The 19,403-nt window shown below is 55.7% G+C and carries 10 protein-coding genes; all 10 read right to left on the reverse strand.

The features are described 5' to 3' along the window. Nucleotides 1-51 precede the first annotated feature (51 nt). On the reverse strand, nt 52-7,056 hold the full coding sequence (locus VVT58_RS10405; protein ID WP_351999968.1) for a glycosyltransferase: 7,005 nt from the start codon (nt 7,054-7,056) through the stop codon (nt 52-54). 146 nt (nt 7,057-7,202) lie between these two features. Next, nucleotides 7,203-8,129: an NAD(P)-dependent oxidoreductase gene (locus tag VVT58_RS10410; RefSeq protein ID WP_327754946.1), complete on the reverse strand. Its 927-nt coding sequence runs from the start codon at nt 8,127-8,129 to the stop codon at nt 7,203-7,205. Continuing rightward, the gene (locus VVT58_RS10415; RefSeq protein WP_327754947.1) at nt 8,126-8,656 is read right to left on the reverse strand and encodes a dTDP-4-dehydrorhamnose 3,5-epimerase family protein; all 531 of its coding nucleotides are present in this window, start codon (nt 8,654-8,656) and stop codon (nt 8,126-8,128) included. The genes VVT58_RS10410 and VVT58_RS10415 overlap by 4 nt, the downstream gene beginning before the upstream one ends. Further along, complete coding sequence (locus VVT58_RS10420; protein WP_327754948.1) at nt 8,653-9,891, reverse strand: class I SAM-dependent methyltransferase; 1,239 nt, start codon at nt 9,889-9,891, stop codon at nt 8,653-8,655. The genes VVT58_RS10415 and VVT58_RS10420 overlap by 4 nt, the downstream gene beginning before the upstream one ends. Continuing rightward, on the reverse strand, nt 9,888-10,994 hold the full coding sequence (gene rfbG, locus VVT58_RS10425; RefSeq protein ID WP_327754949.1) for a CDP-glucose 4,6-dehydratase: 1,107 nt from the start codon (nt 10,992-10,994) through the stop codon (nt 9,888-9,890). Before rfbG ends, VVT58_RS10420 begins: the two co-directional genes overlap by 4 nt. Continuing rightward, on the reverse strand, nt 10,979-11,746 hold the full coding sequence (gene rfbF, locus VVT58_RS10430) for a glucose-1-phosphate cytidylyltransferase (RefSeq protein ID WP_327754950.1): 768 nt from the start codon (nt 11,744-11,746) through the stop codon (nt 10,979-10,981). Before rfbF ends, rfbG begins: the two co-directional genes overlap by 16 nt. Nucleotides 11,747-11,994: 248 nt before the next feature. Beyond that, complete coding sequence (locus VVT58_RS10435) at nt 11,995-15,930, reverse strand: glycosyltransferase (RefSeq protein WP_327754952.1); 3,936 nt, start codon at nt 15,928-15,930, stop codon at nt 11,995-11,997. Between the two features lie 17 nt (nt 15,931-15,947). Next, nucleotides 15,948-16,895 (reverse strand): phytanoyl-CoA dioxygenase family protein, encoded by a 948-nt coding sequence (locus VVT58_RS10440; protein ID WP_327754953.1) that lies wholly within the window; start codon nt 16,893-16,895, stop codon nt 15,948-15,950. A gap of 6 nt (nt 16,896-16,901) precedes the next feature. Beyond that, entirely contained in the window at nt 16,902-17,630 is a 729-nt protein-coding gene (locus VVT58_RS10445) for a DUF5672 family protein (protein WP_351999970.1), read from the reverse strand. Between the two features lie 120 nt (nt 17,631-17,750). Then, entirely contained in the window at nt 17,751-19,175 is a 1,425-nt protein-coding gene (locus tag VVT58_RS10450; protein WP_351999972.1) for a glycosyltransferase family 2 protein, read from the reverse strand. Nucleotides 19,176-19,403 lie beyond the last annotated feature (228 nt).

Below are 19,403 nucleotides of genomic sequence, written 5' to 3' on the forward strand. Positions count from 1 at the left end.
TCGCAATACTCCTCATCGGCTTCTTTAACTATTATCGGTTGCGCTGTCCTATCATGGTTTCCATCGTGTAGGGATGTAGCCTCCCATCGACTGTGTATTGGTCCCAGCTATGCCAGTGTGCGTACAAAATGCCCGCCAAGCGATTTGCGTTGATAACGGGTCCCACCCGCCCGAAAACTCTTCCATTGCCTCCGCTCGCAAAAGCGGAGAATAGCCGACAAGTTTGCCATTCGCGGCGGAATACGCACCTAACCACAAACCAAGTTCGGTCTGACTTACTGATCGAGGCGCAGCCGCCAAGGCGTCGATGAAGAAAGATGCGCGCACAAAAAACGCCTCAGCTGGTGGCGCTGCAATGCAATGGGGCTTCAGTCCCAAGGCATATGGACCAGAATAGTTTTCATCTCGCCCATCAAATGGAGCGTTAAGCTGGCCTGCTGAATCAAAGGAATAGCCAGCTGAAATGATCTTGCCGCCCGCAATTATTGGGCCACAAACAACGGCAAGGTCGCTGACAAAATCGAACAGTTTGACCGCTTCGCGTGCCGCGATGTCGGAAAACACCAGCTCATGGGCAACGAGGGCGACAATAGCCCCGGGCTTCAGAGACCTCACACAGGCGGCGAGCTCATCACGATCATGGACATCGGTCAAGGTGATCGAAGCAAAGCCGCTCGGGCCTGCGTGGTTGGACGATGAGACAGAAATCAATGGCGGCAAATCGACCGGCAAGCGGTCAATCCACCATTCTTCCGCCCCTCGCCATATGGGATAGGGAGCAGGCGCAGCCTTGTCAGTCATCCCTAACCGCGCAATCTTGCGGCTTAGCACATGGCGGACTGAATCGGACGAAACGGTGTTAGTCCTCTCGGAATTGGATGTGCTGCGCTCATGATGCCGCCAATGGCACAGAACGCGCGGCACATGGACAATGTTGACGCCAGCAGCAGCAAAGCGGTCCACACTGTCCCAGTCATGGCAATATTCGGCGCCAGTGTCGCTGTAGACGTTCAAATCCAAGGCGATCCTGCGGTCCATCGCGACCAAGTGCCAGATCCAAGAATTTTCTAGGTCAAGCACTGGATCCCAACTTGGACGGCAATAAGGTAGCTGGATATGGTCTCCGACGATGATATCCTCGTCGCTATAAAGCATCGCGGGAGGTGGCGTGTCTGCATTTATTGCCGTTGCAAAAACGGTCAGCGCATCTGGGACCAAAAGATCGTCGCCATCGAGCGGTACAATATAGCTACCGGAGGCTGCTTCCAGCACATAGCGCATGCCCCCAATGATGCCAAGATTATCGCGAAGACGGAGTACACGCACACGATCATCGGCAGCCAGCGCCTCAAGAATGTGATCGACCTCTGGCGTGACCGGGCCATGGGCCAAAATAACCCACTCGAAATTTAAGAATGATTGACTGGTCACGCTAGCAGCGGTGAATTCAAAGAAGGCAGCGTCCGTCCCGCTGTACAGCGTCGTCAGGACCGAGAACATCGGTATGGTTTCATGCTCGTTCGCTATTGCGCAGCCTTGGCCTGGCGTCGACCAGCTACCGTAAGTCGGCAGTTCCGCGCCGGCGGGAATGCTATAGGGCATGGCAATGCGCGGCTCGTAAGCCTCGCCAAGCCGAATACCGAAATCCGGCGATCGCAAGCGGCGCTCCGGCAGCAGTTCGGCATGGACTGACAGAAACAACCCCTTGTCCCGGGCCGAAACCATGTCGGTTAGATCGAGATTGGTTTGGGCACTAAGGATTGGCGAATAGATTATCCGACGTCCTGTTTTCGCAGCATAGCCGCCAATCCAGGCAGACAGATGCGCGATGGGCGCATCGAACAAAATCGCATGACCAATCGCGTCTTCCAGAAAGTCCGCTTCGAACACTGCGTGTTGCACTGAAACCGCATTCACTGATCGCTGCTTCCACAGCTGAGCAGCGTAACCGGGATCGTTCATTGCTCGTCCACGGTCAGGCGAGTCGCAACCGCTGCCGAATCCTAGGAACTGGCCTCCATCAATGATAGCTGTTTTATCATAAATTCTTCCACCAACGGCCACTGCATCGGAGTGAAGTTCGAGTTGGCCAATCGCTTCCCACGCCCACTCGTCGTTATCGGGATACGTTTCTTCGAACAGCAAATGAACAAGACGCGATGAGGTGGCCGCTTCTCTGACCAAGGCCTGCAATTGATGAAGCCCATCGTTTATATTCATCGAGACTATACGATGATCAATCTCATGGGAAATGCACGCATTGCTTCCTTTCGATCCCCGGTCTTTAAAGGACACAGCAATCGTCGTGATCGGGCGACTATCTATACGTTTGCGCTTCCACCACCAGTCGGGCGTCTGTCCGAATAATGGGCTAGGCTCCAGCGAAAACTTGTCTCCCACAGGCTTCCCAGCTCGCATCCGTTCAAGCACGGCACGCTGCGAATCGAATACCACCGGCTTGGTGTCCATATTGCCGCCAGCCGTAGACTGAGTGTGAAGCCGCCAACTGTACAGGATGTGCGGTACGTGTACTGGAACGTGACCGGCATTGTGGAATCGGGTGAAGGTATCCCAATCATGGCTACCCTCTGGTCGGCGGTCGGAATAGGCTCCGAGGTCGAGCGCGAGCTTGCGATCAATCACGCACAGATGCGCGATATAGCACTGCACCGAGAACAGCACCGGATCGAAATCCGGTTTTTGAAATGGCATCGACAATCGCTCGCCGATTAGCTTGTCTTCGTCGGTGTACAATAGGGCCGGATAGTCGTGCTTTTGCACATACCAAGCAAGCGTGCGGATGCAGTCTGGAAACAGATAATCATCTGAATCAAGCGGCAGGATATACCGGCCCTGTGCACGCTCGAGACAATAGCGCATGCCAGCTATGATGCCGAGATTTTCCTCAACTCTTTCGAGACGGACGTACGGGCGACGCGCGATCCTTTCGAGCGTGGCCCGCGTGTCGGCCCTAGAAGAACCATTATCAAGGATGAACCACGTAAAGTTCGTTCCCCCTATCTGTCGTTCCAGGCTCTTGGCAAGCACCTCGAGATAGGCCGGCGCAGTGTTCCACACAGTCGTTACAAAGGTAAAAAGTCCTGCTTCCGCGACTCCCACGTTGAACCGCGCGCGCCGTTTAGCTGCTGCCGTGAGAAAGGTGGCATAATCGCTACCCGGTTCCGGCGCTGGCAAGCGGAGGCTGATCGGTTCATCAACAGGCATGCCAGCATCCGGGTTTTTGATGACACCTTGTTCAATCAGACGGTTCGAAATGCATGGGATGATTTCGGCGAAAGCCTCATCCCAACTCGCTGGAAGATCGAGCTTTGAGGCGCTATGACGCGCCGCCACATCGTCAAGACGTCCCACAGCCGCTCGTAGTGCTTCAAGGATGGCGGCTACATTCGGTTCTGCAGCGATAATATTAGCCGAAATCCCGACGAGCCGTTCAGGGCTTTTGTTGGCGTAGCTGTTGGTTACAACGATGCCGCCACAGCTAGCCATTTCGAGTGGCGGATAGCTGGGATGCGGCGACAGCATCAATGACAGCAAAATGTCGGATTCCCGCATTTGCTCCGCATAACTGTCAAAACCGAGCCACGGAGCGCATTCCAGCATCGCGCCGCGACCGAGCGAGCGAGGCACGAAATCCTCCCCCATGCCAACGATATCCCATGTATCTGTGTCCAAGATATGCTGATCCACAGCTGCTGTCAGTGCTGCCAGTCCGATCTCGAACAGATTGCGTACACCGACTGAGGGGCGGGCGTAGAACAGCAGCCGACGTCTTCTCCGCGAGTGAGGTTTACTTTTGAGCTTAGATTGCGATCCGACTACCTCCAGCGGCGATGCAGAGACATGAGACGGGTAAAATACAGATCGATCAAGAGCCGGTTCGAAAGCTAGCGCATTCGCCGCGTGGCTGGATTCAGCGAATTTACCGATCGCATTCTCGGTCAGGAAATCACGCAAGATATGGGTGTTGATTACAGGAATGCAGGAAAAACTATAGGTCTCAAGAGCGAGAGCGTAGTGACTCGACGCTGCGTAGAAGATCGGCTCAAAATCTTGGATTAAATAAAGAAATTTCTTGCCGCCGACCAAAGACGAGGCTGCTTGCGCCATTACCGCAGTCCACCACGCGGTTGCGAAAAACACGTCGTTATTTCCGATCTTCAACGCGCGGCTACGGTCAGATCCATCGACAATTTCTACATGGGGCAAGCGCTCTGCTGTCCCGCTAAGGTTCATCATCAATTCCCAAACGACGTCCAGGTCTTGGCCGGGCGGTAAGTCGGTCGAAATGATCCGGACGCGGTGGCCAATGACCGCCAGGCGATAGGCCAAGTTAAGCGCTGTATTAGGCCCTCCTGACAAACTTTCCTTCCGCACCGCAGGCAGCAGGACATTGATCGTCGGCAGCATGGAGAGCTCCGGGCTGACAACGAAACGGAGCGGTGTTGCCGGGCTTAGTGACAGCATCGTCGATGATGCTGCCTCGGTTGGATCGGCAAGTCTGCCGAAGCGCGTACCAATTGCGGTCAAGTGCGTTGAAAAGCCCCGGCTTGAAAGCAGTTCCGAGTACTCTGCCAGCATCCTGCTCCGCCAAGGCGTTCCGGCACCCACAAACTGGCGTAAATCATGAGCCACCTTTGCGCTTAGGCGGCTATCGAGAATTATCCTATACCCCAACCGGCTTGCAGCTAGGCATAATTCAATTCCTGCGCGGGCATCCTCATGATCAATGCCAGTGAACTTCACGCCGCTACGTAGCACATCTGCACGAATGCAGAGCGCCATCGCCGGGAATGCTGCAACAGGCCGACGAACTTTCACCAAATGCGGCGGGCAGGATTCGATCGGCCAACCAAAAAACGGCGTCCCGACAAAACCATCCAGGCCAGCCATCAGCCCGAGATTTTGTATAGCGCCGTCGTCATGAACCAACGGCCCGCCCACTATGCCTGCATGAGGATCGAGTTCGAGTACACCAATCGCTTCGATCACGGCATCCGCTTTCTCGATCGCAACGCTGGACGTGATGATTGCCTTGGCAAAGCTACCGAGCCGAACCTGGTTTATTGCGTCGACCAACTCTCCATGCGTGTCAACCGAGATCCATTCATTGACAATCTGAGAGATTGCGGCGGTAGCGCGCAATCGCGCGACCTTAGCTTCCAGGGCGGCGGGATATACGACGCGACGCCATGCCGTGTTTTTGATAAGCTTATTTACATTATCTACCGTGGCGCCGAGTTCGCTGGTATCGAACGGCACCACGAAATCGATATCGATGGCCGGCAACATGTTGTGAACGCGCCTGGCGTGGTACCAGCCTGGCACATCTGCAAACAAGGGTTCGATTTCGAAGCGGTCGGTCAGCCCGCGACGCTCCAAGCTGGCAAGAATGACCTCCCGTTGAGAATCGACAATGTAATCCTTCGCTGAAGCATTACTGGCAGTCGATTGGGCATGGACGCGCCAACCATAGAGGACTTCAGGCACGTGAGCGACATCGGCGCGATTTTCAGTGAGGCGGAGCAAAGTATCCCAGTCATGAGACCCACGCGCATAGTCATCGCTATACACACCGGCCCGTTCGCCGGCAGTGCGTGCAAAAACAAGTAAATGGGCGGCCGGAGCGGTCTGCATCGCTTGTGACATGGAATATTCGCACCGCCAGATGAGTTCCAGCGGCTCGCCCTGTTGATCAATCTTCTGTTCGTCGCTGTAGATCACTACGGGGGGCTTTGCAGGATCGCGCCGCAGCACGTCGGCGATCAATGCGAGCGAATCTGGATAAAGCAGATCGTCGGAATCGATCGGAACGATATAGTGACCAACGGCACGTTCGAATACGAAGCGATTCCCGCCAATTATGTGTAGGTTGTGATCAGCACGAAACAAGCGGAATCGCGGGTCACGATCGGCGATCGTTTGAACCGCTGATCGTGATGTTGGATCAGTTGAGCCATTATCGAGGATCAACCATTCAAAATCGCCGAACAATTGCGATTCCACCGAATCCGCGAGGTCGAAAAGGAAGTCCGGTGCGGTGTTGTACACCGTGGTAATGATGGAGAAGGTCGGGGAAGTATCGTGGAAGACCGGACTCTCTATATTCTTCCGACGTGCTGACAAACGTTCAGCCAAACGTCGCTCAAAACTATCGCGCCATGCCTGGTTCTGTGGCGGAGCCCACAATTCTTGATTCCGCGAGAACTCAGGTGCTGCATCAACCGACAGTCCTTTACTTTTCCCATTGCATATATAGTGAACAAGCGGATTAACGCCTGGCAATGCCGCTGCCGCGTGTTTGGCGATGTAGCGCCTGATACCGAAGTCAGGATGTGGATCACGTCCTTCCGCCGCACCACATTGGACAAAATGGACCAGTGGGTCGTAGCCGTGCAGCAGGACATCCGGAAAGCGCGCGCAATAGAATTCGCGATCGAAAGCGTCCGCTCGTTTAATTATATGGTAGTCAGCCAGCTTGTTGGCTGAGAAATATGGGCTTGGCGCACGGCCGCTTTCGATACCGTAGGTTAGAAAATGAACGAACGGGTTGATCTGCATCGCCTTTACGTCCGGATTTTCACCAACGTACCAGTCCGTCCAGAACAGCGGGCTGGGGTTTCGCCCTTCTGCTACCCCATGGTCCAGATAATGATTATAACCATTTATGTTCGCAGCGGCGACGTCAGGATTATGATCTAAATACCATTGCGTATCAAACCAGCCGTTGGGATCCCGCCCTTCGTCCGCCCCATGTTTAAGATAATGTTGTAAGGCCCCCATGCCAGCCTCAGCCACATCGGGATATTGTTCCAGATACCAGGCAACATTGAACAATGGCCCAGGCTCACGTCCCTCGGCGATACCATGTGCAACATAGTGGATTAGCGGATTGATCCCTGCAGCAGCGACATCCGGGTTATGCTGTAAATACCATCTGGTACTGAAAAATCGGTTGGGATCGAGCGCCAGCGCCGCCCCGTAGCTTATATAATGATCGTATGCTCTCATTCCGCGGGGAATCATGCCTTTGTACATGGCAACGTACCAACCGGCATCGAACAATGAAGAGCCAACCGGGGGGTTAGCCGGCTTTATCAAACGCTTTACTAGGCTAGCAGTCCGTTTACGCGTGATACGAAGTGGCATTCACCATTTCCCCGACAAAAATATCTGGCAGAAGACTATGCGCGACCGCTCGGCTTTTCATCCTGCGCGGCGGTTCGAAACCACCATCGAGCAGTATCAGCCAAGCCTTCGCGTAGGCCAAAGACAGGCCGAAACCCTAAATCGCTGTGCAGTCTATCGACTGTCCCGTAAAGCAGTGGCGGCTCATGCGGATTGGTCGGCCGAGCGCCAAACCGGACACTTTCTGGCCGTCCCATCGCCTCAGATAGAGTGCGAACCACATCGCCTACAGGGACGCCGGTCCCCGAACAGACGTTAAATATTCCCTGATAATCGCTGCGTAGCGCTGAGATGAAAGCACCCGCGGCATCTGCAACGTGCAAGAAATCGCGCCGCTGTGTTCCGCTGCTGACCTCCGGTTTGCCTCCGTCCCGCAGTGCGACTGCAACGTCGGATACCAGTCGTCCCGCCGCCTCGCCCGGACCGTACAGCCAAAAAATTCGCCCCCAGGCTACAGAATGCCCATGGTGATCGGCATCGCGCAGCACCATGCGACGCAGCGCATCCTTGGTAACTCCGTACAAGGTAGCGGGATCGGTCGGCGAAGTACGTTCATCAAGTCGGCCATCGCCCGTCCAATCGTATTCAGCACAGCTCCCAGCGAGCACGGCCCGTCTACCGCCTGAATCGTGAAAGGCGCGAATTAGTGCTAGGCTCGCGGCGCACCAATCCAAATTGTCCGGGGCATCCCAGAATTTACCCGGAACCGCGTTCCAAGCCAAATGCAGCAGATGTGTTGGCTGCACCTGGTCGATCAGCGCGGCCGCGGCTCCCGGTATGATGAGGTTCGCTGCCACATGTTCCGCTCCGATGAGCTTCATCGCGGTACGACTGCTCCCGACGACCGTAGCACCTTCGCTTGTAAGTTGCGCAATCACGTGGCGTCCAACGAAACCACTGCAACCGGTAACGAGAATCTTCATGCCGACCAGTCAGGATATGAGGCATCGCGGTCAGACAGAATGGGATTTGGCAAAGGCCAATCAATCGCGAAGGCCGGATCGTCCCAACGCACACCTCGACCGAAGCCAGAGCGGAATGACGGGGTGATCTGATAAAGCATGTCGGTATCGTCAACGAGAGTTTGAAAACCGTGTGCAAGACCAGGGGCAATATACAGGCCCGTGCCGCTATCAGCGGTCAACCTTTCAGCTAGCCATTGTCCTCGCGTTGGCGAGTCGAGGCGAAGATCGACTATCACATCGACCAGCGCACCACGGACGCAGCGCACAAATTTCGCCTCGGCGTGCGGTGCTTCCTGATAATGCATTCCTCGCAGGGTACCCGCGCGTGTGTTTCGAGAGAGGCTTGATTGCTCGAATACCGCAGGCAACCCGTGCGCGGCGAATTCTGCTGTACAAAACGTGCGCGCAAAAAAGCCGCGGTCGTCCGGCATGAGGGATAAATCGACACGCCAAACGCCTTCTATCGAAAGGGGCGTAAAGATCATGGGTGGACATGGACCGTGGGAATGGGAGTAACGAATGCACAGCCCCAATCACGCACATGGGCCATCTGCTCCATTATTTCATCTCGCAAGTTCCACGGCAGGATGAGGAGATAATCAGGCTTCTCTTTGTCTATCCGGTCCGGTGTGTAGATGGGGATTCGCGTCCCAGGAAGAAACTTCCCAGCCTTATGAGGGCTGCGATCCACAGTGAAGGCGACAAGATCGGTCTTTACACCACAATAATTGAGCAGCGTATTGCCCTTAGCAGGCGCGCCGTAACCCGCCACGATCTTTCCTTCCCGTTTAGCTGCGAGGAGAAATTCGAGGAGAGCAAGCTTGGTATCGATCACCGCGTCTGAAAAACGGCGGTATGTAGCGAGATCCGATAGGCCAGCAGCATGCTCCGCTTCGAGCATGGCCTTTACAGCGAGCGTGTCGCCCCGCCTCATATCGTCTTCGTGGGCGATATACACGCGCAACGAGCCTCCATGCGTCTGAAGCTCTTCAACATCGTACACCCGCATGCCATGCTCAGCGAACATCCGGCGTACGACGGTGAACGATAAATAGCTGAAATGTTCGTGGTAGATCGTGTCGAACTGGCGCTGCTCGATGAGCCGTAACAGATGCGGAAATTCGATATTAGCGACGCCGCCCTTTTTCAGCAGGACGGGATAGCCTGAAATAAAATCATTGATGTCGGGAACGTGCGCCAACACATTATTGGCAGCCATCACGTCGGCTTGGATGCCGCGGTCTCGCAGGCGCTCAGCCGTTGTCCGACCGAAGAAGGCAACTTCGCTCTCAACACCGCGCTCCTCCAACGCCACGCGGGCTGTATTAGCTGTCGGCTCGATCCCCAGCACCGGCACGCCGGACTGTTTAAAATATTGCAACAGGTAACCATCATTAGAGGCGATCTCGACGACTAGGCTTTCCCCTCCCAGTTTCTCATCCGCAATTGTCTTCACCGCATACCGTTCGGCATGGGCCAACCAAGATTGGGAGTAGGACGAAAAATAGGCATACTCATCCGAAAACATATTCTCGGCTTTTTCAAAATCAATCAACTGCACAAGCCAGCAATTGCCACATACATAGGCGTGCAATGGATAGAACGGCTCCATCGCGGCGAAATGCTCCGGCGCGATATAATCGTTAGAAATTGGAGACATCCCGAGGTCGGCGAAGGACACTTCCAGCGGTGCACTACAGAAACGGCAAGTAGGGTTCATTTGGCAGCTCCGGAAAGGGCTTCGTAAGCCCTGATATGATTCATTGTAATAGTGCGTGCTGATTGCCCAGCGGCAACCGACTTGTACCAATCCACTGTCCAGGCAAGCCCTTCTCCGATCGGCAACCGTGGCCGCCAACCAAGGCCCAGACGCGCTTTGCTGGCATCGACGCGCAATAGCATCGCTTCATGAGGACGGACGGTTTCATCGCGAACCCAACCCACCCCTGAACCCCACGCTTGGGCCAACGCATCGACAATCCGGCCGACCGGCCAAGCATCATCGTCAGGGGGACCAAAATTCCAGCCCTGCGCAGCATCGGCACCACGCTCGATTAACGCTTGAGCCAACATCAGGTAGCCGGTGATCGGCTCCAACACATGCTGCCATGGCCGAGTGGAGAGAGGGTTACGGATTAATACATCAGCCTGTCTGCTGAAAGAGCGTACGCAATCAGGAACAAGCCGGTCAGGCGACCAGTCGCCGCCCCCAATGACGTTGCCCGCGCGAGCCGAAGCCAGCAGCGGGCCCTCCGGCCGGTTAAAGAAGGAGCGACGATAAGATGCAGTGACTAGCTCCGCACACCCCTTGCTCGCACTATACGGATCGGAGCCACCCATTGGTTCTGTTTCGCGATAAGCCCAAACCTGCTCGGTATTCTCGTAGCATTTATCGCTAGTCACATTAACGATCGCCTGCAGCCCGGGACTGCGACGTGCCGCCTCGAGCACGTTGATCAGACCCATGACGTTCGTATCGAACGTCGTGACCGGATCGTCGTAGGACGCGTGGACCAATGCTTGGGCAGCCATGTGCAAAACCACGTCGGGACGCGCCGTAGCGAAAGCGGCCTCGACGGCGGCCGCATCGCGGATATCGGCAAAGCCACATCGGTTGCCTGGGCGCCCGATCGCGTGCCACAAGGCCTCACCGCCAGAGGCCGCCGCAGGCGACAACGCAAGACCGTAAACCTCAGCCCCGAGCAATTCGAGCCACATTGCGGCCCATCCCCCCTTAAAGCCCGTGTGTCCAGTCAAGAGCACCCGCTTGCCGCGCCAGAAGGTGGACGATGGAAACAGTGCCTGCATCACCACATCTTCCACGGGGCGTTGCCGCTCTGCCACAGATCCTCAAGATAGTTCTTGTCGCGCAACGTATCCATCGGCTGCCAGAAACCCTCGTGGTGATATGCCGACAATTGCCCATCGCGCGCCAAACCTTCCAAAGGTGCGCGTTCCCAAGTCGTCGCATCACCCTCAATGCGCTCGATGACGCGGGGGGAAAGAACGAAGAAGCCGCCATTAATCCAACTGCCGTCACCCTGCGGCTTTTCGATAAAGCCGCTCACCTGACCATCGTTAATGTCCAAAGCACCAAATCGTCCCGGAGGACGGACGGCGGTCACAGTCGCATCGCGGCCACCCGCAACATGACAGGCGATCAGCTTACGGATATCGATATTCGCCACGCCATCGCCATAGGTCAGGCAAAACGTGTCATTACCGATATGATCCGCAACTCGTTTGATTCTGCCGCCCGTCATTGTGTCAGCACCAGTATCAACTAGCGTGATCCGCCATTTCTCAGCGCGCGAATGATGGATATCCAAGCCATTCTGGCTGAGATCAATCGTCACATCCGCCATGTGGAGAAAGTAATTAGCAAAATACTCCTTTACAAAATAACCTTTATATCCGAGACATATTACAAAATCATTTAACCCAGCTGAAGAATAAATTTTCATAATATGCCAGAGTATCGGCAGCCCACCAATCTCCACCATCGGCTTAGGCCGCAAAGAAGTCTCTTCTGATAGCCTAGTACCTAGTCCGCCAGCCAGCAAAACTACTTTCATATTAAGAAAACCCCAGCTTTCATTGGCCCGTCAGTCTCAACCGCTTGGAACACGGTACTTCTTAATCGCAGCCACACACGATGCAACTGCTTTTGGCTGTGAAAAAAAATTGAAGATGCCCGCAGCTGAAACGAAAGCGACAAAGCCTTACGTTTTTGGGCAGCTGACCGTCTTAGATGACTGGCACTTCAAGAAGGCGCGGCAGGCCCGCTGAGGCCAAAGAATTGACTTAGCGCGGCGCAGCTCCTTTAGAGATACCATGCATTTTCCTCAGGTTGAGCAGCCAGGTCGAGCCTAGCCTGCGAAAAACGGGGATGTGAAGCGGGGTCATAATCGAGCCAGCGCCCCCAGCGCGATAAAAAGAGCGCGACTTCTTCCCCTGGCGGAATAGCTTCGCCGCGTGAGGCCTTCTCGGCATGAGTGAACTGCGCATCCGGATTGTATACGATGCGGTAACCCATGTTACTGATACGCAAGCAAAGATCAACGTCGTTGAACTCCAGGCTGAAGCGCTCGTCGAAACCATTCACTTGGTTTAAAATCGACAGTCGGGTTGCAAAGACGGCGCCGGTGACCATCGACCATTCCCGCTGCGCCACGGCCCAATCATTATATGTCTTCGCCTCGGTCGGCCAGCCAAGCCAAGCATGGACGACCGTGCGAAATGATGGAAACATCCCGACATGCTGTATGCTTCCGTCGTCGTAATAGAGACGAGCACCGACTCCCCCGACGTTCTCATCAACCGCGAAACTCAAAAGAGCAGATAGCCAGTCAGGTGTCGTTGGGACGGCATCATCGTTCAGGAATACGATCTGCTCATCTTTCGCTTCACGCCATAATCGATTCATCTTGCTTGAGTAATTGAACGCTTCACTGGATGTGCGCGGCGTCTCAATCCGTCTCAGCTTGAATGGCCATGGTTGCCTGATCCAATCAGGTTCCCCCACAATGTCATCGCCCACAATCACGGTGACGCGATCCATTGGCCATGTCGCCTGCGCGATGTTCGTCAAAAGAGTTTCGATGTAGGTTTCCGTCGATTTTGGCCGATGAGTTCGCCGTGTGGGTATAACGATCGTAACGGAAGGATGATCTTGGCTTGCGAAGCTCCGCCGTTGCAGTAGTAATCCGGGCGCATCTCCTTCAACCAGAGCAATTCCGCTAAAGCCTCTACGAGCCGTAATGGCGGCACGGCGGTCCGTGGTTTCAGCAACCGGCCGCTCCCCTTTATAACCAATTAGAACCTCCGTGATCCGTGAGATGACGCCCCCTGCATCAGCCACACGCAATATCAAATCGTAGAGCACAGCCGTGCCGCGTGCTCGATCTAGCCCCCCAACATCTTTCAGCATCTTCCGGCGAACAGCGACCGGTGCACCGATATAATCCTGTGCGACGAGGAGCGTATGGTTGAAATCGGGCTTGAGGTTGAGCCGAGTGAGCATGTCTTCCCCTGCCGCAACGTCATCAGCGTAAAAGAGCGACACATCTGGCCGGTTCATGGAGGAACTGCGGAGAACATGCCTCATCTCCGGAGAAACATGAGCGTTACGCGGCGCAAACAGAAGCCAATCGTTCAAATCGCCATCAGGAATAGGCGCGCCGTCCCATGATAGATCGTCTTCCAAGGGAACCGGGAACAGACCTTGGGCTCGAGGAAAATCGCTGAATCGCTTTGTGCCGGCAAAATTAGGGTAGATCTGAGGTGGGAGCGGAAGGTGCATCATCTTTTTCCGCTGTGGCGCGGCGGCCGAAAGGCGCGAATTCTCGATCGCGCTTGCGAAGCTCACTTGGATCGCCTGCGCCACGGCTTCATAAGACAGAAATCTCGCTATTTTGGCCTTCGCCGCCTCACCAATAGCGTTGTCGCCGGCTTTGATAGCCTTCGCTGCCTGCACTAACTTCTCGGCGAAAGCGTCTTCATCGACGTTTGCCCAGCGGTGGCCCGCAAGATAATGACCATAATTCCGATCCAGCGTCCACAATGTCGCTGGGACCGGATAGCCGCATGAAGCGTCGATAAAATCCTTTGTGCCTGCATAGTCGGTCGCCACCACCGGCTTGCCGACTGCCATGGCCTCAGCCACCGTCAGCCCGAACCCTTCGGAACTGTGGGGCGATGCATAGATGTCTGCCGCCGCCATGAGGCTGGTGACTTCATCGGAATGGAGCGAGACTTCAAGGATGCGAACGCCCGGCGTCGCCTCTGCGAGCCTGGTCAGGGCCTCGCCAGCTTCAGGGCGATCATGAAGATGCTTTGTCTTAAGGACCAGCGTCCATCCCTGCGCCGCCAGGCCCGACGCCGCAAAGGCGCGGATCAGGCCATCGGGGTTCTTGCGGATGAGATAGCTGGCTCCATCGAAGATGTAGAGGATCACCTTGAGGGCCGGATCAATCCCGAACCGGCGCAGCGTCGCCTCCCGGTCAGAAGCGATGCGCCCTGGCACGCGCACGGGATGCGGAACCACATCGACCGGCACAGCCGCTTCGGCGGCAAAAACTTCCGCGCAATAGGTACTGGGTGCCCAAATCCGGTCAACGGAATTCAACTCCTGCTGCCACCCTGCCGGCAGTCTGTCGGTTTCCCAGACCCAATATCCGATGCGCTGCTTTGCCGATCGTATGATCGCACGCTGTTCGTCCGTAAGAACATTCCAGGAATCGGGATTCAGATGAACAATGGCGATGTCGGGGCGGCCGTTGAAATCTAGCGTCTCGATAGATGGACAGATAAGCCGATGGATGTGAAAGGGCTTGACGACGGGATAGGCGTTCACCCGCACATTCGTATGGCGTATCGCACACAGCATTTCACGCGCGGCAGCGCCAAGGCCGTTATCATAGTTCCAAGGGCCGAAGTAAGCGATGCGTAACGGATGATCGTCACTGATTGAATCGAACTGAAGACCATCGACCAGAAGATCGCTGCGAGGGCCGGGCGGTAACGAGGAAATCTCGGCGGCTCTGAGCACGGCGCGAACAAGCTCTACATCGAACCCTGCGCGTTCGAGCACGAGCGGCCATTGTTCGCGTACCTCCTTGAGCATTGCATGCTGGTCGGTGATTTTTGCAAACTCATCCCGCAGCATAAGAATTTTGAGGAACGGGAAGCCTTGCTCGATCAGCTCGCGCCAACTAAAAAAGGTCGGATTAGCGGAAAAGGAGCCGGCATAAAGCGCTTGAACGGTAAGGCCGGCAGCTTGCATGGTCGTAGCGAAAGGCACTTCATACGTGCGGATGACCTCATCCTTGTCATCGATCCTGCGAAGATCCCGAATGAAATGCTGGAAACCCCAACAACTGAGCGCCTTTGGCTTCAACCCCAGAAAATAACTCTGGACGTGCCATCCATATTCGTGGCTGGCGGTCAGGGCCGCTATGTCGGCGGGACATTCGCGGACTCGGGCCATCATTGTCCCGAAGACCTCAACATCAGCCGTGGGAATGACGCTGTCATTCGTCATCACGAGCAAACCCGCGCCGAACAGCGAGGGACAGAGCTGCAAGGCATGCGCCCATGCGCCAAAGTCATATCCTGCGTTATCCCGCACGATGACGCCTGCTGCGGCGGCTATTTCCTTGTCCAGCAATTCCAGCGGACGGTCGACAATGACGACGAGAAGAACGGACAGGCCCGTTCGAGAAAGCTGTTCAATATAAGGCAGTATATGAGGCTTTAGGCGTCCTGCTGGCGCATGGGTGACAAGCAGCGCGGCATCATCGCCCGGTGCCAGGATCAGTTCCTTGACGATGATATGGCGCGCGCCGCCGAAGTCATGCACTGCATCATGAGAGGCGCTGCCCTTGCACTGTCGCCCTTCGGCTCTTCCATGCAGAATATAATGGAGGAGCGGGTTTAATCCCGACACTCCTACATCTGGATATTTTGTGACATAAAACCGTGTGTCGAAATTCGGCCCTGGGTCGCGGCCTTCTTTATGACCATGATTTAAATAATGCTGTAAGGCGTTCTGGCTATCGGCACTGATATCTGGATTATTTTTTTTATACCATTCGGCATCAAACAAACCATCCTGGCGATTGTCATCAGTGGCAATGATAGATTTAAGTCTCTCAAACTGCCGACGTCTCTTTTCAGCTTTTCGTTGTTTCGTACAAAATATCGCCCTTTTGATATCGCCGCCCAGACTCATTAACCCAATTCCTGCATTTAATTTCATATTTATATTTGAAATATTTATCTAAACAATTTTTTCAGCCGTTTCCTAAACGACTGTTTTTTATCAATGTCAGCAGAAGGCTTCTCCTGAACCTCCTCCCCCAAATATCGGTTCGGACGGCGTTCGCCATCGCTGATCGACACTAAATTCCGCAGGTCAAGCCGCCCCATCGCTTCATCGGAAAATGCTGGCGTATAATAAATGCAGTCGTCGAAATAATAATGCGTGACCTGAGACCAACGGGTGAGGTTCGGGTTATTTTGTCGGCTGCCGCCGTGCAGCAGGTTCGCGCACCAAATCAGTGCTTGGCCCTTGCGTGCGAGGAAAATCTCCTGCTGGGCGCCATGCGCATCGCACAGCGCGCGCCACGCCGGGCCATAGGGATCCTGCGCCGAGCGCAATTCGCTGCCATAGCCACGGCGTCCAATCAGGCCATTCGTCACGATCGGCCAGCGATGCGACCCGGGATAATAAAAGAGCGGCCCTGAATCGGGCCCGATATCCTCCATCGCCAGCCAAACCCCGCACATGAAGCGCTCGGGCACGCTGGAGAAATGCACGGAGTCCGAATGGGCCTCTTGTTGCGTCCCAACCGCGAAATTCAGCGTTTGGAAGGGAAAGGCTCGACGGCCGTAAAGCTTGCTGAGCAAATCCAGGACGCTCTCGTTCGCCGCAATCGCGCGAACATCCTCATCGTACATCCACGCATCCTGGATCCGGCGTTCCCCCATCGTCTTGTCGCCGTGCGGATCGGCGAAATCGATCCCGTATCGAGGCGATAGGTTACTCTTGATCCGTTCGATCCGGGCATCCAGCTCGGCATCAAGAAAGTCGAATACAGCATAGCCATTCTCATAGAGGCTGGTAGCGATCCGATCTTCTTCGGCAGCCAGGCACTGAGATGCCTTGATCGCAGGAAACAAAGGAGATTCAATCAGCGGCATACCGGGAAAAAGATTGGACACAGCCCATCAAGCCTTTCGGTCGGACGATTGGGAGGAATTGAGGCATGTATCGCCTTTGGCACGACTAAAGCGATATCTAATATCATCGACGATCATCCGGATCATGCGCATCCGCCCACGGGGGCCATGTCTGACATCTTTTAGGAGGCTTGAAAGATCATGGCTCACCGTGCCGCGTTCATCGAGCTCGCGATACACATGCCAGAAAGCTTCGCTTCCGATAGCTCGAGGCATGTTCCAGACACCATGATAGCCAAAGCTGGTGTGCAGATCGCCGGTCCGCTCGGTCGCAAATAGGTCCGCAAGCGTGGGCGGCGCAAAGCGCATCCCCCTCCCCTCCAGCCATGTGCGGTTGGTCCGACCTATGGCGATGTCTTCGGGATGCGCCGCCTCGAATTGCTGATGGCGACATGCCTCCATCAGCCGCCGGCTTCGCAAGGAAAAGCCACCATTGCCAACATCATGGCCATCATCGAACTGCGGCCAGCTCGCCCCGATATAGTCATGATCGAGAAATTCAGGTCGCCATCGCCCCCCATCGAGCACGTGGCCGTCCCATTGGGTCACCAGGCAATGAGTTGTATCGACATGATCCACCATCCGCGACAAGAGAAATTCCGAATAGGCGGCAGAGGAGCCGAGCCGGGGGATCGGTACGACCGAAATGGCCGAATTCTCAGGCTTGATGGGCGCATCGGTGAATAGCTTGCAGGCAGCAAAATCGATTTGGGCCAAACTCGCCTCAAGCGCCCGCACAGTCGCCTTCACATTCACGGATGTCGCCGCGCATAGGGTCACCTGCGGCAGGGCAAGGCGGGCAAAGCGAGAGATTTTGCAATGAGCCACCATGCGCGCCTAAAGCCTTATCACGAAGCGTTCGCTGGCACGGCTCAGCTCAGGATGATGGAATGGATCAATCGCCTCCTGCGTGTCCCACCGCTTCTGGAGCGCTGCCAGTTCCCCGGCAAAGCGCGCAGCCCCCACTGGATCGCGATCTAAGCCGCGCGAGACCGATTCATGGTGGATCAGCGCGGCGCGCGGCTCGTAAAGCGATTGCCAACCCTGCCGGTTCAGTCGCATGCAAAGGTCCACATCGTTGAAAGCGACCGCGAAATGCCGCTCGTCCAAGCCCCCCACGGCGAGGAAGCGATCACGCTTTACCACCAGGCATGCTGCGGTGACGGCCGAAGTAAATTGCGGCAGCGCATGCCGTTGGAAATAACCCTCGTCCTTCGGGTGGAGGAAGCGATGGGCATGTCCCGCCGCTCCGCCCATGCCAATCACCACCCCCGCATGCTGAATACGGCCATCCGGATAGAGAAGCTGCGCGCCCACTGCGCCGACATCGTCGCGCACGGCCTGAGCCGCCATCGTGGCAAGCCAGCCCGGCTCTATTACCTCGATGTCGTTGTTCAGCAGACATAATAGCTGCCCTCGCGCCCCTGCAACGGCGCGATTATTGATCGCAGAATAGTTGAACACGCCTGCATGCCGCAAAACGCGATGGCGTCCGGGATCGAGCTGAGACAGAAATTCCAGCGTGGCAGGATCGTCGCTGTCATTATCGACAACGATCACCTCGATATCAGGATAATCAGTCGCTGCAAGGCCCCGGAGGCATGTTTCCAGCAAGTCCAAGCGATTGCGCGTCGGCACGATAACAGTGACAGGTGGTAAATCCCGCGCCTGAACGGAAGCAAGGGTAGCCGCCTCCGGCCTAGGACGCTTCCGGCGATGATGCAGCACTTTGCGGATATGCAGCGGCGCGCCCTTTCCTACCGCACGCAGGACAAGCTCACGACCCCAGTCCTTTGTCCATGCCAGAGCTGCTATGTCCTGCCTCGCGATCCGCAGGATGCAGGCGCCTGACAGATAGTCGAAATGGCGAAATAACTCGCTGTTCCAATCCGGCTTGAAGTGCGGCGTAACACGCCGACGCGCCTTGTCCAGCAGATCGTCATCGGCATAAATGAGTTGTGCTTCTGTCCCGGACATCGCCTTGCGGTAGGCTGCTGCCGTTCCCGGCGCGACCCTGTCTCCTGCCGCAATCGGCATCAACCATGGATCCCGACTCCAATCGATCTGCCGGGCTATTTCTTCCGCTGCGGACAAATGATCTCCATCGACCAGCAACGCTGCTATGCCTTCTGCCTCCAAGCAACCCAACGTTTCATGCAGTTCCCCCTGCCCTGCGCTGCCATCGATTAAGGCTATAATGGGCGGTGCGGCTTCAATGGCCTCCCTGGTGAGCGGCGTGGCATGTTCCTGCAACAGCCACAAATCATATGCCCTTCTCGAATGCCCTAGCAAACGGGCAAACTGGCTGCGGGAGCGCAGTCTCTTACGGCGAAGGCGCCACCATAGGGCTCCGAGATAGACGCGAGGGGACGAGAAAAAGGCGTCGGAGTGGACAGAAAGAGTCAACCACAATCCTGCACGTCTCGAGGAATGGGGGTCTGTCTTAGCCGATCTCATGCCCCATCGCGCTTAGCGGATTGGAGGCAATCG

Origin of the sequence: Sphingobium sp. SJ10-10 (assembly GCF_036038995.2) — a bacterium.
In the GTDB taxonomy this organism is placed as follows: domain Bacteria; phylum Pseudomonadota; class Alphaproteobacteria; order Sphingomonadales; family Sphingomonadaceae; genus Sphingobium.

Excerpts from the sequence above, each read along its gene's own strand:
- VVT58_RS10435 (WP_327754952.1), bottom strand. The coding sequence starts at position 15,930 with ATGAAATTAAATGCAGGAATTGGGTTAATGAGTCTGGGCGGCGATATC.
- rfbF (WP_327754950.1), bottom strand. The coding sequence starts at position 11,746 with ATGAAAGTAGTTTTGCTGGCTGGCGGACTAGGTACTAGGCTATCAGAA.
- VVT58_RS10415 (WP_327754947.1), bottom strand. The coding sequence starts at position 8,656 with ATGATCTTTACGCCCCTTTCGATAGAAGGCGTTTGGCGTGTCGATTTA.
- VVT58_RS10410 (WP_327754946.1), bottom strand. The coding sequence starts at position 8,129 with ATGAAGATTCTCGTTACCGGTTGCAGTGGTTTCGTTGGACGCCACGTG.
- VVT58_RS10420 (WP_327754948.1), bottom strand. The coding sequence starts at position 9,891 with ATGAACCCTACTTGCCGTTTCTGTAGTGCACCGCTGGAAGTGTCCTTC.
- VVT58_RS10405 (WP_351999968.1), bottom strand. The coding sequence starts at position 7,056 with ATGTACAAAGGCATGATTCCCCGCGGAATGAGAGCATACGATCATTAT.